This window comes from Ruegeria sp. AH3, from assembly GCF_056536265.1.
Window position 1 is genome coordinate 1,887,392 of the sequence record NZ_JBQFJL010000001.1, and the last position, 12,636, is coordinate 1,900,027.

Annotated in this window: 16 protein-coding genes and 1 other RNA gene; 8 read left to right on the forward strand and 9 right to left on the reverse strand. The window is 59.4% G+C overall.

Features of this window, described 5'->3' with window-relative positions:
- Positions 1–335 precede the first annotated feature (335 nt).
- Together ACR3EM_RS09460 and rpmG are read right to left on the reverse strand one after the other, a co-directional pair.
- Positions 336–842: a membrane lipoprotein lipid attachment site-containing protein gene (locus ACR3EM_RS09460; protein WP_480470462.1), complete on the reverse strand. Its 507-nt coding sequence runs from the start codon at positions 840–842 to the stop codon at positions 336–338.
- A 184-nt stretch (positions 843–1,026) separates the two neighbouring features.
- Positions 1,027–1,194: a 50S ribosomal protein L33 gene (gene rpmG / locus ACR3EM_RS09465; protein ID WP_010441901.1), complete on the reverse strand. Its 168-nt coding sequence runs from the start codon at positions 1,192–1,194 to the stop codon at positions 1,027–1,029.
- Positions 1,195–1,559: 365 nt separating this feature from the next.
- Here rpmG and ACR3EM_RS09470 point away from each other — a divergent pair, with 365 nt between their 5' ends.
- Positions 1,560–1,892 carry a GYD domain-containing protein gene (locus ACR3EM_RS09470; protein ID WP_480470463.1) on the forward strand — a complete coding sequence of 111 codons (333 nt, stop codon included), beginning with the start codon at positions 1,560–1,562 and terminating at the stop codon, positions 1,890–1,892.
- A 6-nt stretch (positions 1,893–1,898) separates the two neighbouring features.
- Here the strand turns inward: ACR3EM_RS09470 and rnpB are convergent.
- The 5 genes from rnpB to gatC form a co-directional block, all read right to left on the reverse strand.
- An RNA gene (rnpB, locus tag ACR3EM_RS09475) (RNase P RNA component class A) lies at positions 1,899–2,292 on the reverse strand.
- Positions 2,293–2,406: 114 nt separating this feature from the next.
- Positions 2,407–3,018 (reverse strand): N-acetylmuramoyl-L-alanine amidase, encoded by a 612-nt coding sequence (locus tag ACR3EM_RS09480; RefSeq protein ID WP_480470464.1) that lies wholly within the window; start codon positions 3,016–3,018, stop codon positions 2,407–2,409.
- Positions 3,019–3,061: 43 nt separating this feature from the next.
- Complete coding sequence (locus tag ACR3EM_RS09485; RefSeq protein ID WP_480470465.1) at positions 3,062–3,769, reverse strand: hypothetical protein; 708 nt, start codon at positions 3,767–3,769, stop codon at positions 3,062–3,064.
- Between the two features lie 41 nt (positions 3,770–3,810).
- Entirely contained in the window at positions 3,811–5,298 is a 1,488-nt protein-coding gene (gene gatA / locus ACR3EM_RS09490) for an Asp-tRNA(Asn)/Glu-tRNA(Gln) amidotransferase subunit GatA (protein ID WP_480470466.1), read from the reverse strand.
- A gap of 3 nt (positions 5,299–5,301) precedes the next feature.
- The gene (gatC, locus tag ACR3EM_RS09495; RefSeq protein WP_170392224.1) at positions 5,302–5,589 is read right to left on the reverse strand and encodes an Asp-tRNA(Asn)/Glu-tRNA(Gln) amidotransferase subunit GatC; all 288 of its coding nucleotides are present in this window, start codon (positions 5,587–5,589) and stop codon (positions 5,302–5,304) included.
- 211 nt (positions 5,590–5,800) lie between these two features.
- Here gatC and ACR3EM_RS09500 point away from each other — a divergent pair, with 211 nt between their 5' ends.
- Positions 5,801–5,959 (forward strand): hypothetical protein, encoded by a 159-nt coding sequence (locus ACR3EM_RS09500; protein WP_480470467.1) that lies wholly within the window; start codon positions 5,801–5,803, stop codon positions 5,957–5,959.
- Positions 5,960–6,112: 153 nt separating this feature from the next.
- Positions 6,113–6,676, forward strand: a complete 564-nt coding sequence (locus tag ACR3EM_RS09505) for a DUF4202 domain-containing protein (RefSeq protein ID WP_480470468.1) — start codon at positions 6,113–6,115, stop codon at positions 6,674–6,676.
- Here the strand turns inward: ACR3EM_RS09505 and ACR3EM_RS09510 are convergent.
- Positions 6,653–7,330, reverse strand: a complete 678-nt coding sequence (locus ACR3EM_RS09510; protein WP_480470469.1) for a ceramidase domain-containing protein — start codon at positions 7,328–7,330, stop codon at positions 6,653–6,655. The two genes, ACR3EM_RS09505 and ACR3EM_RS09510, sit on opposite strands and share 24 nt — an antisense overlap.
- Before the next feature lie 57 nt (positions 7,331–7,387).
- On the opposite strand from ACR3EM_RS09510, the gene ACR3EM_RS09515 reads away from it, so the two are divergent.
- The 3 genes from ACR3EM_RS09515 to ACR3EM_RS09525 are packed head-to-tail and all read left to right on the forward strand — an operon-like array spanning position 7,388 to position 10,214.
- The gene (locus ACR3EM_RS09515; protein ID WP_480470470.1) at positions 7,388–8,080 is read left to right on the forward strand and encodes a metal-dependent hydrolase; all 693 of its coding nucleotides are present in this window, start codon (positions 7,388–7,390) and stop codon (positions 8,078–8,080) included.
- Positions 8,080–9,249, forward strand: coding sequence for a M24 family metallopeptidase (locus tag ACR3EM_RS09520; protein WP_480470471.1), 1,170 nt, complete (start codon positions 8,080–8,082; stop codon positions 9,247–9,249). Before ACR3EM_RS09515 ends, ACR3EM_RS09520 begins: the two co-directional genes overlap by 1 nt.
- Positions 9,246–10,214 (forward strand): adenylate/guanylate cyclase domain-containing protein, encoded by a 969-nt coding sequence (locus tag ACR3EM_RS09525; RefSeq protein WP_480470472.1) that lies wholly within the window; start codon positions 9,246–9,248, stop codon positions 10,212–10,214. The genes ACR3EM_RS09520 and ACR3EM_RS09525 overlap by 4 nt, the downstream gene beginning before the upstream one ends.
- 4 nt (positions 10,215–10,218) lie before the next feature.
- On the opposite strand, the gene ACR3EM_RS09530 is transcribed toward ACR3EM_RS09525, so the two are convergent.
- Positions 10,219–10,668: a nucleoside deaminase gene (locus ACR3EM_RS09530; RefSeq protein WP_480470473.1), complete on the reverse strand. Its 450-nt coding sequence runs from the start codon at positions 10,666–10,668 to the stop codon at positions 10,219–10,221.
- On the opposite strand from ACR3EM_RS09530, the gene ACR3EM_RS09535 reads away from it, so the two are divergent.
- Positions 10,649–11,545 (forward strand): pseudouridine synthase, encoded by an 897-nt coding sequence (locus tag ACR3EM_RS09535; protein ID WP_480470474.1) that lies wholly within the window; start codon positions 10,649–10,651, stop codon positions 11,543–11,545. The two genes, ACR3EM_RS09530 and ACR3EM_RS09535, sit on opposite strands and share 20 nt — an antisense overlap.
- Positions 11,546–11,720: 175 nt before the next feature.
- Entirely contained in the window at positions 11,721–12,635 is a 915-nt protein-coding gene (locus ACR3EM_RS09540) for a 5-bromo-4-chloroindolyl phosphate hydrolysis family protein (protein WP_480470475.1), read from the forward strand.
- Position 12,636 lies beyond the last annotated feature (1 nt).

Sequence of the window (12,636 nt, forward strand, 5' to 3'; positions counted from 1 at the left end):
AAAAAGGGCACCTAAACTGACGCCTGTCCCCTGATGCCCCCTCATTCATAACGAGTAGAGGTTCTGATGGAGTTCATTCCCATTGCGAACAGTTGCACTACCCATTTGGGCGCCGGTCGCTTCGAACCTTTCAGCTTGGCGTTCTCAGGCGTCAACGTCTTCTGCCGACTAACGTCGGACACCTCTAAAGCACCTTCAACACTGCATTTGCAGCGCTCATGACCAGCGCAGGTTTGCGCACGGTCATGACCTTTGCTGAATGGCGGAACAGTGGTGTATAACGAAAAACCCCCGCCGTACTGGCGGGGGTTTAGCTTGATTGGGGTCTTTCTGATTTAGCTGCAATTCAGCGGCACCGCAAAGCCCGAACTACGCTCGGAAGAGCCTTTGCGGAAAACGTCGCCAGCGGGCAAGCAGCCGGTAAAGCGTTCGGTTTGTTCGCCGAATGCTGCACCAATAGAATTGTCGACCCGCGTGTCGCCTTGGGTCGTGCGCAATACGGCATAGAGGGTGCTGTTCACTTCGACGGTGCTGAGCAACAGATTGGTGCTTTGACCCGAAAGCGGAACTGCGGTCGTGTCAGTCCGGCCACCGTTGTCGATCGCGACACGCGCCAGTTTGTTCGGGTCTGTTTCATTCGAGGCCACGCGAACGGTCGGCAGTTCGGCCAGTTCCGCGGGGATATTGGTCGCTTGAGGCACAAAAGCCGCCGCGCCTTCGACCTCAGAGATCGTGCGCGGCTCGCCATCAATACCGGTGAACCCTACGCCTTCACGGTTGAATGGGTCTTCGCAGGCTGACAGGGTCAGAACGGCAAGGGCGGGCAACAAGATTTTTTTCATGGCGGTCAACATTTTGGAAAGGGTTGCTAAAGCCTAGTGGCAGCGAGTGCGAAAAAGCAAGCCGCTGCGGATCAGAACACTGAAAATGCTGATGCGCCCCTGCAACGCCCTTTCTGAGCGCCTACAACAAAAAAAGGACCCTGCCAGACAGGGTCCTTTTCAGAAATTCACGTCAGAGGGCAGATTACTTGATCTTGCCTTCTTTATACTCGACATGCTTCCGAGCGACCGGGTCGTACTTACGAATGGTCATTTTCTCGGTCATGGTGCGCGCGTTTTTCTTGGTCACGTAGAAGTGGCCCGTGCCCGCGGTCGAGTTCAGACGGATCTTGATTGTCGTCGGCTTCGCCATGGTTATCTCCTGCGTCCGAAAAGGCAGGGGCCTTTCGGTTGAAATCCTTATGAGCGTGCGCTTTTACCTGCTCGCGCGCCCGAGTCAACCGGATTCGGCGGGTTTGGGGAACAATTCATCAGAGGTGACCTGGTGCCCCGGTTTGGCGTGTTCACGAGTTTGTGATAGGGTGCGCCATACCCTGCGCCAAATCTGCTCCCAACCACCGGAGCGGGGCGCGGACCACCCGCACCACTCACGCAATTGCTTTGGCTTGGTCGCCTTTTCGACCGGGCCAGTTCGGTTTCGCGCGCTGGTGCGTGCGAGAGGCCACGGAACCGGTCGGCATAAAGGTTCCACAAAACTCAAGTCCAAAGGAGAGACCCATGCCTGTTTTCATTACTTACGCATCCTATTCGTCCGAGGCCGTCAAGGCGATGGTGGCAAAGCCTCAGGATCGTACCGGCCCGGTCAGAGCGCTGCTTGAGAAGGCGGGCGGAAGGCTGATCTCCTTCTACTTCACCACAGGCGGCAACGATGTTGTTGTCATCAGTGAAGTTCCTGACGGCACAGATGCGGTTGCAATCGGGATGGCGGTTGCCAGCACCGGTGCGGTCTCGAGGATCGAAACCGTACGCGCATGGCCTGCCGAAGATTTTGTCGCGGTGGCCCAAAAGGCTGCGACACTGACCGGAGCTTACACCCCACCAACAGGCTGAGAAGATACGCGCGGAGGGCCTGTAAGCCGGATCCTGTTCCGGGGTTGCCCCCTTCGATGACCATTCCTCTAGGCCGTGCATTGCTACGCGGCTCGAGCTGCCAACCCGGTCCCTCTCGGCCAAGGCGAGCCTAGCGGCGGTATCGGTTTGCACCGACCGGCCCGCGCGGGGACCCTATTCGGCATTGCTCCCGGTGGGGCTTGCCGTGCCGCCGCTGTTGCCAGCGGCGCGGTGGGCTCTTACCCCACCGTTTCACCCTTGCCACACGTGTGTGGCGGTCTGATTTCTGTGGCGCTTTCCGTCGGGTTTCCCCGCCCGGGCGTTACCCGGCACCGTTGCCTTGTGGAGTCCGGACTTTCCTCTCGGGCTTTGCGGCCCCAGCGGCCATCCGGCCCTCCGCGCAGTGGGTTGGGTATGCTTTGGGATCGGGGACGTCAAGAGGAGAAGGGGCCAGCCCCTTCTTGGCCTGCGGCCAATTCATCCCCGGGATATTTTTGGCCAGATGAAGGGCGGATCAGGTTATCACCCGGGATGAGCCGAGAGCCTTGAGATCGTCGGGTTGTGCGGGGCCAGTGGCCCAGGGACGAAAGCGCAAGCGGGTGGCGGCGAGGAGCGTGGCGTCGTCGATCGGGGCAGTATAACCACGGGTTTGGGCAAGGGCACGGAGTGTGGTGCCCTCCGGAGCGGTGCTGCCGCGTTGGGCGGCCAGGCTCTGGCGCTCCAGTCGTTGCCAGTCAAATCGGGGGCCGGGGTCGGTTTTGCGTCCCGGTGCCATGTCCGAATGGCCGATCACGCCCTCTGAGGAAATGGCCCAGCGTTGCATAATCTGCGGCAGAAGCTGTTCGAGCACTCGCATTTGGGGATCGGCAAATGGATGGTCGCCTCGGTTATCCAGTTCGATACCAATAGAGCGGGAGTTTATGTCTGTCTGCCCGTGCCACTCCCCTGCCCCGGCGTGCCAGGCGCGATCTTCCTCGCGGACAAGCTGCCAGAGTGTGCCATCGCCGCCGATCAGGTAGTGCGCAGAGACTTCCGGACCGGGATCGCAGAGGCGTTCGAGTGCGGCCGCGGCGCTCTCCATAGCAGTATAGTGCAGTACGATCAGCGTGGGCTTCAGCCCATCCATTCGAGGGCCGAAATTAGGCGATGGCTGCCAGATGGGAGAGAGTTCAGTTGTTGACAGCACTGCGGAACGGGCTGGGATCCCAGCCGCAGGCATAGCCGTCACCGTCCGGATCCAGCCCTTTACGATCACGCTGAGGACCGCCGTTAGACAGGAACTCGATCTGGGCCTGATCGGGCGAAGCGAATTGTGCGCAATTGCGTTCTGCCTTGGCCTGCAGGTTGAATCCGGCACGGCTGTAGAGCTGGGTGCCGACAGGGTTTGAGGTGCTCAGCGCATATTGTACGATATTGGGCTGACCGTCAGAGCCGCGCTGGGGCACAACGGTGGGCGCGACGACCTCGTAGGTCTGTCGGTTCTGTTCGATCCGGGCGGCGTCATCGTCGATGGTTCGCCGGTTCGAGACGGCCTCGAAATCCTGTTCGTCGGAGATACTGTTGTTGTTTGTTGCAGTCAGAGGCGCGGCGTTCGCTTCCTGACCGGATGTATTCGCCAGGGCAATGGCCGTTTGGTTTGCAATATCTGACGCGTCACCCACCGGGGCATCAGATCCAACCGTCCCCTGCGCCGAAAGCGGTTGTTCCGAGATCGCCTCGGGCGGTGCAAGAGGGTTGCCCCCCAGGCCCTGCCCGGCCAATTCAGCCTCGCGTTGCGCCTGATATTCCGGCGTATTGAAACCCGTACCCGAGACCGGTGCCACGGTGTTACAAGCCGCAATCAGCCCCAAGGCCGGGATCAGAAGCAATTGGCGCATTTGGCTGCTCCGGTTGTGTAGTGCCGTATCTGGCTTGAGGATTACCACCATTTTCCAGGCTTGGCCACAAACCCGGCAGCATTCTCAAGCGCGTAGGCGGTGTTGAGCAGATCGCCCTCGTCCCATGGACGACCGATCAGCTGAAGACCCAGTGGCAACCCCTGTTTGTCCAGACCTGCAGGCACCGAAATACCGGGGAGACCAGCGAGGTTCACGGTCACGGTGAACACGTCGTTCAGGTACATCTGCACTGGATCCGCCTCAGTCATCTCACCCAGTCCGAACGACGCCGATGGTGTCGCCGGGGTCAGGATCGCATCGACGCCTGCGGCAAAGACATCTTCGAAATCTTTCTTGATCAGGGTGCGAACTTTGCGCGCCCGGTTATAGTAGGCATCGTAGAAACCTGCCGAGAGCACGTAGGTGCCAATCATCACACGGCGCTGAACCTCGTGGCCGAACCCTTCCGCGCGAGTCTTTTCGTACATCTCGGTGATGCCATCGCCCTGCGCCAGCTGCGCGCGGCGGCCATAGCGGACACCGTCGTAACGGGCGAGGTTCGAGGACGCCTCGGCCGGGGCGATCACATAGTAGGCAGGCAAAGCGTACTTTGTGTGCGGCAGCGAGATATCGACGATCTCGGCACCTGCGTCTTTCAGCATAGCGGCGCCATCGGCCCACAGTTTTTCAATCTCAGCGGGCATTCCGTCCATGCGGTATTCTTTCGGGATACCGATCTTCTTGCCCTTGATGTCGCCGGTCAGCATCGCCTCGAAATTCGGGACGGCCAGTTCAGCACTGGTCGAATCCTTGGGGTCGTGGCCGCACATGGTTTCCAGCATGATCGCCGCATCGCGCACGTTCTTGGTCATCGGCCCAGCCTGATCCAGCGAAGACGCAAAGGCCACGATGCCCCAGCGAGAGCAACGGCCATAAGTCGGTTTGATGCCGGTGATGCCCGTGAACGCAGCAGGCTGACGGATCGAGCCACCAGTATCGGTACCGGTTGCAGCCAGGCACAAATCGGCGGACACTGCCGAGGCCGAGCCGCCCGATGAACCGCCGGGTGTCAGCTGAGCATCGTCATTGCCGCGTCGCCAAGGGCTGACGACGTTGCCATAGACCGAGGTCTCGTTGGAAGAGCCCATGGCGAATTCGTCCATGTTCAGCTTGCCCAGCATCACGGCACCGGTATCGGCCAGTTGCTGAGACACGGTGGATTCGTATTCGGGCTTGAAGCCTTCGAGAATTTTCGAAGCCGCCTGCGAGGGCACGCCCTTGGTACAGAACAGATCCTTGATACCGATGGGCAGACCACACATCGACGGCGCATCGCCCGCCTTGATCCGCTCATCCGCTGCTTTAGCGCGCTCCAGAGCGATCTCGGGGGTTTTGTGGACAAACGCGTTCAGCGCATCGGCCTCGTCAATCGCCTTGAGGCAGGATTCGGTCAGCTCAACCGAGGTCACATCACCCTTGCGAAGCGCGTCGCGGGCCTCGGCCAGGCCCAGTTTGTTCAGATCGCTCATGACTTACTCCACAACTTTGGGAACAGCGAAGAACCCTTCGCGCGCATCGGGGGCGTTGGACAGGACCTTGTCCTGCTGGTTTCCGTCAGTGACCACATCCTGACGGCGCTTCAGGCGCATTGGCTCAACTGAAACCATAGGCTCGACACCTTCGACATCCACTTCGTTCAGTTGCTCGATAAACCCAAGGATATTGTTGAACTCGGACGCCAGCGCAGGCAGCGCGTCATCCTCGACCTTGATCCTGGCCAGTTTGGCCACCTTGGCGGCTGTGCTTTGGTCAATCGACATCGGAAACCCTCATATACGCTTAAGGAGGGCGTTTACCTGTCTGCCGCAGCACCCGCAAGACCGCTGCTGGCCCACTTGGCGTAATTCACCCCATGCATTTTTGAATGACCCATATGCACATAAGTAAACCGAATAGTTCATTTTGCGCCTTGAAAAAGTGAACTGAACGGTTCATCTCAGGGATGTGACAAACGCAAATCGGAGAAACCCCATGAAAACCTTCGTCACCGCCCTTGTCCTGTCTGCATCCGTCCTGAGCGCTCCGGCCATGGCGCTGGGGATCGACATGAACAACCTGACCCGAAACCTCAGCTTCCCCGAGCCGGTGTCAGAACCCGTAACCAAGGGCCAGTCCGAGGCGGGTAAATAACCTTGCCTGAAGCGCCGGATCAGTCCTCCCCCTCCTGATCCGGCGCATGTGTATTTGTCCGCTGTACACGCGGCGATAAGCCGTTAGCATGGTGTAGAAAACCCAGCCTCCCGCCTTGATGGGCGATGTGCAGGCAAGCTAACGGAGCGGAAGATGAGCACTCGCAAGCAAGCAGTTCTGAACGCAATCGATGCGGCCAACGCAGAGGACCCCAACCTTGAGGATGGCCAGCCCGAAGCGCTGCTTTATGGCCAACGCATGAGCTCCGAACTGGATCGCTTATTCCCCGACTCATCAGATGCCCTGCAGATTGCTGCGCGCGGACAGCATGTCGAGCGCTGGAAGCTGAAGCGTACCGAGTATCCCGAAGGCCGCGCGGGCTATCTGGCCTGGCGCAAGGCGCAGGGCGTGTACCACGCCGATGTCGTGCGCGGCCTGATGGAGCAGGCAGAATACGGCGCGGATCAGATCGAGGCCGCCGAGAAGATGCTGCGCAAACAGGGAATCAAGCGTGATGCCGAAGTTCAGGCTCTTGAGGACGTAATCTGCTTTGTGTTCCTGAAATGGTATTTCGCGCCGTTCGCAGCCAAGCATTCAGCCGAGAAAATCCAGCGTATCGTTGAGAAAACGGCTCTCAAGATGTCTGCCGAAGGCCGCGCGCAGGTTTTGGAAGAGTTCGATCTGCCTGACGCGCTAGCCGCCGCGTTTCGAGACTGACGCAAAGCGTTTTGCGATAACGGCTCTACGATAGACTTCGATCATCCAGCCCAGCATCGTCGCGTTCAGGATGTGCCACATGAAATGCGTTCCCATCGGCAGGCGTATACAAATGGGCTCATCCAACGCTCGGAACGTGATTGAGGCGATCAGGATCACCGCCCCTATTGCCAGACCACGTGCGGTTTCCGGCTCTCTCTGACGCAGTAGAAAAGCATAGACGAGAATCAACAGAGGAACTGGTGCATAGACCGCCGAGCCCCCAAGCCCGGGCAACAGCTGAAAGATGGGAACGGTCAGGGCTGCATATGGAAAGAACAGTGCCGTTAGCCCAAGCGCATAGAGCGTCCGCATTCCCCAGACATCACGATTAACCGCAAATATGTAAACAAGGATGTACAGCAGGATCGGAGTGACATCGGCCAGCGCCGCCCAGACCTGCGCATGGGTGTGAAACAGGTAGCTTCCAATTCCGATCAGCGCCAGCACTGCCACCAAAGCCATTGCCAACGGCATCCCCTGCCCATGCACGCGCCGCCACATGATGAACGCCGCGATCAGGAATGCGGCATTGGTCACGGCGTTAATTGGCTCGGCCCAATAAGCGGGCGAAAGCCGCTCACAATAACCATCGATTTCCTGCGTCCAATCCATGGATTTTTACATAGCCGATGCTAGGCTGGCTCCAAGCACAAAGTGGGAGGAATCTTTATGAATATCATCTGGCTGGGGCATGGCAGCTTTCGCATTGAAACCGCAGGACAGGTTCTGCTGATCGATCCGTGGCTGACGGGCAACCCGGTGCTGTCTGAGGATCAGCATGACGCGGCGGTCGCTGGCGCGACCCACATACTGCTGACCCATACTCATTTCGACCACGTTGTTGATGTATTGCCGCTTGCAAAGCACCTGAAAGTTCCCGTTGTCGGGCAATATGATCTGATGGGCTATTGGGCCGAAGCCGAAGGGATCGAGACCGTTGGCTTCAATAAAGGCGGCACGGTGGATCTGAACGGCGTGAAGGTCTCGATGGTTCCGGCGTCTCACAGCTCGACCTTTTCTACACCCGACGGACTGCGCACAGGTGGGACCGAGGTTGGATACATGATCGCCGCCGAAGGTCACATGGTCTATGTCTCAGGCGATACCGACATCATGGCGGATATGGACTGGATGGGGGATTACTATAAACCCGATATCGGCATTCTGTCGGCAGGCGGCCATTTCACCATGGACATGAAAGGCACGGCCTATGCGGCCAAGCGCTATTTCAACTTCAAGACGGTGATACCCTGCCACTACAAAACCTTCCCGATCCTTGAGCAGTCGGCTGAGGCTTTGAAAGAAGGTCTGCCGGGGGTCGATGTGATCGAACCTGAAATCATGCAGGCGATCACACTCTGATGCCAGCTTCTGATTTCAGCGCGCAGGAATACGCGACTCGCCTCAGCAAAACCCGCACAGCTATGGCGCAACGCGGGATTGAGACCCTGCTGATCACCGATCCCTCTAACATGGCCTGGCTCACAGGCTATGACGGGTGGAGTTTCTATGTCCCGCAGATGGTGATCCTGCCCGCGCAAGGCTCACCGCTCTGGTGGGGCCGGACGCAGGATAAGGCCGGTGCGGCGCAGACCACATGGCTGGAACCATCGGACCTGCTGGACTGGCCCGAAGAGCATGTGCAGCACCCTGATCACCACCCGGTCGATGCTCTTGTCCTCGCATTGCGCGAAAGCGGTTGGACCACAGGGTTGGGGGTTGAGATGGACAACTATTACTACTCAGCCGCCAGCCACCGCATTCTTGAAACCGCTTTCGGGACACTGGTTGACGCCACCGGCCTCGTGAACTGGCAGCGCGCCGTCAAAAGCGACGCCGAGATCGGGATGATGCGCAAAGCGGGCCAACTGACAGCGCATATGCACGGCGTTCTGCGCGACGCGTTTCGGGAAGGTCTGCCCAAAAACCAACTGGTTGCCGAAGTGCAGGCCGCCGGTATCGCCGGACTGCCCGGTCTTGCGGGGGATTACCCGGCAATCGTGCCGATTGCCCCTTCGGGCCGTGAAGCTTCCGCCTCGCACATTACCTGGAACGACCGGCCTCTGGCGCGCGGAGAGGCAACCTATTTCGAGATTTCAGGCTGCTATCGCCGGTACCACTGCCCGGCCAGTCGCAGCCTTTATCTCGGCGATCCCCCCAGCGATATCCGCCGGGCCGAAGCTGCGGTTCTGGCGGCCATCGACGATGCCTTGGCCGCTGCCCGCCCGGGTACGACGTGCGAAGAGGTGGCGGCCTGCGTCTATGATAGCTTCGCCCGCGCCGGATATGTCAAAGCCAACAGAACCGGCTATCCCATCGGGCTCAGCTATCCACCCGATTGGGGCGAACGCACCATGAGCCTGCGGCCCGGAGATACGACAGAACTTCAGGAAAACATGACATTTCACCTGATGCCCGGCCTCTGGACCCCGGATTGGGGGTTGGCAATTACCGAGAGTTTTGTGGTGACAGGCGATGGCGGCCAGCCTCTGGCTGATATCCCACGCGAAATGGTGGTGAAAGGGGTATGAACCAGCCAATCCGCCCTTCGCCAGAATTGATCGCGGTGGTGCGGCGGTGGAACCAAGCGGTTCGTGACAAGGACGGTGCGGCACTGTTCAATATGCTTTCGACTTCAGAACATCTGAGATATCAGGGCTCAGCTCACGGCGAGTTCTGGTCTGGCTCCTTGTTTCGCAAAGGCTTTCCCGATCACGTGGCCGAAATTCCGGATTACGACTGGCAGGAACACAGTCTGGAGGCGTTTGAATGCGGCCCGGTTGGCTGGGCCAACTGCGTGGCCACGTTGCGCTTTGCCAGCAACCAGAGGGCGATGGTGCACCGCTTTACCTTTATCCTGCATCTGGAAGACGGTGTGTGGAAGATGGTGCACTGCCACGTGTCAAACCCGATCCCGAACATGGAGAAACTCGGTATCGAGCACAAAGCGTTGGACGCGTTGGTTGCAGCCGCGCGTGACGGGTTTCGTCAGGCTCAGCCCGAGGGAATGGCATCGGTCATGTTCACTGACATCGTCAATTCCTCTGCTATCGCCGAAAAGCTCGGAGACCGGGTGTGGACCGACGCAATTCAAAAACACTTTGAATTGGCTCGTGAAGTCATCGAAGCGCAAAGTGGAACGCTGGTGAAATCGCTGGGGGATGGAACTATGTCCAGCTTCTCCTCGGCGCGGGCGGCGTTGATGGCCGCCGCCGACCTGCAACGACGCAACGCGACAGAGAAGGGCGAGCCGCCCCTGCAGATTCGCGTAGGTGTACATACGGGGGATGTAATCCAGACCGATGACGATTTCTTTGGAACGGTGGTGAACAAAGCCGCCCGAGTTGCGGCCTCTGCCGCACCGGGAGAGGTCTGTTTGTCTGACGCAACCCAGCTTTTGGTGGACGGGCATGAGGCGCTGACCTTTGGTGCACCTAGATCGGTTTCCCTGAAAGGTCTGCCGGGTAATCACACGGTTTACAGCCTGAGATGGTAGCGTGCTAACGTCGCCTTGCGAAGAAATCCTTGAGCAATAGCTCAGCCTCTTCGGCACCGATCCCATCATAGATTTCAGGTGTATGATGTGACTGCGGATGCGAAAATACCCGCGCGCCATGGGCGACGCCGCCCGATTTCGGATCGGATGCACCGTAATACACACGCCGGATACGCGCCGCAGCCAGTGCCGCCGCACACATGGCGCAAGGTTCCAGCGTCACGTATAGATCGTGATCTGGCAGCCGTTCTGACTCGGCCGCAGCGCAGGCGGCACGCAGCGCCAATATCTCGGCATGGGCAGTGGGATCGTTCAATTCGCGGGTTCGGTTGCCATCTACCGCAACGACCTGCCCATCTGGCCCAATGATGGCCGCACCCACAGGCACTTCACCGCGATCCGCTGCAGCTTGCGCCTGCTCTAGCGCCAGTTTCATGTGCGATCTGAACTCCATACCTCTGACTGCCTCAGAAACCTGCCTTTCGCAAGCCGCCGGGATAGGCTATGGCCGGGGGATGACCAACACCCCTCCTCCCGGCGACCGGATCGCCAAAGTGCTGGCCCGCGCCGGCGTCGCCTCGCGCCGCGAGGCTGAGCGCATGATCGAAGCCGGTCGTGTGACGGTGAACGGCAAGGCGATTAGCAGCCCTGCCCTTAACGTCACCTCAAAGGACAAAATTACTGTCGATGGTAGGCCGGTATCGGAACCCGAACCCTCGCGCCTGTGGCTGTATCACAAGCCGCCGGGTCTGGTGACCACAGCGCGCGATGAAAAGGGCCGCAAGACAATCTTTGACGACCTGCCCGAGGATATGCCGCGGGTCATGAGCGTTGGGCGACTCGATCTGAACTCAGAAGGGTTGCTGCTGCTGACCAATGATGGCGGCATCAAGCGCAAGCTGGAACTGCCCTCGACCGGATGGCTGCGCAAATACCGGGTGCGGGTGAACGGGCGGCCCAAGGATGAAGACTTCGCACCGCTGCGCAAGGGTCTGGTGATTGACGGAGAGCGGTTTCAACCCATGACAGTCACACTGGACCGTCAGCAAGGTGCGAACGCCTGGCTGACCATCGGGTTGCGCGAAGGCAAGAACCGCGAGATCCGTCGCGCCATCGAAGATATCGGCTATGTGGTGAACCGACTTTTGCGGGTTTCTTACGGCCCATTCCAGCTGGGCGATCTGAAATCCGGCGAGGTTGAGGAAATCCGCCGCCGTGTCATGCGCGACCAACTGGGGCTCGGCGCTGAGGATGGCGGTAAAGCTCCGGCAAAGCGACCCGCACGACCACAACGCAAAAGACCGGCGGTCGGCAAGAAACCTCGCAAGTGACGCGGGTTATTCAACCTTCCCCCTAGCGCCAAGCCCGCGTATCGCCTAACTTTTCTGTGACAGCCATAGTTGGGGGGCACCATGTCCGGCACCGGAGTACAAAAATTGGCCTATGCGGCCCTGTTGGTGCTGCTGTTCGGCGTTTGCACCGGTCTGCTGGGGGGCCTGTAGGGATATGGCCAAACGATACGGCGGCAAATTCAGCCCGCAAGGCGATGCTTCTGCACAGGATCAGTCTGGACGCGGTCAGTTTGATGGCGCCCGTGTCGAACCCGCAGGCGCGCGCGCGAATGTGCTGTTTGTTCCCGCCATTCCGCTGGTATTCCTGTCGCTGAACGACGGCGCCATCGGCATGACCATCGGCTTGGTCGCGGCGGGGCTGCTGACTGCGGCCGCCTTCCTGCTGCGCGAAGGATTGCGGGCCGAGGCCGCGTACAACGCACGCCGCACCGCACGCAGACCTGCCTTTCCGCGCAAGATTTTCTCCAGCGTTCTGACTGGCTTGGGCGCTGCTCTGGCCTCGTACCGAACCGAGTTTCTGGGCGCTGAAACAGCCTCACAAGTGAGCTTGCTGGCCCCAGTGTTGTTTGGCGTCTCTGCAACTGTTTTGCATTCGGTCGCATTCGGCCTCGACCCGATGAAAGACAAAGGGATGGAGGGGATCGATACCTTCCAGCAAGACCGCGTGGCGCGCGTGGTTGAAGATGCCGAGACCCACCTGACCGAGATGACCGATGCAATCAAACGCGCCGGTGACCGCCGTATCGAAGCGCGTGTCGAACGCTTTCAGGACACCGCCCGCGATCTGTTTCGCACGGTCGAGGAAGATCCGCGTGATCTGGCGGGTGCCAGGAAGTATCTGACGGTCTACTTGCAGGGTGCGCGCGATGCGACCGTGAAGTTCTCGGACGTCTACGCCCGCACCCGCGATGTGCAAGCGCTTGAGGATTACTCGGCACTTCTGGACGATCTGGAACAGAATTTCGCGGCGCGGACGCGAAAAATGCTATTGGATGACCGTAGTGATCTGACGGTTGAAATTGATGTGCTGCGCGATCGGTTGCAGCGCGAAGGCGTCCGGTTGGATTGAC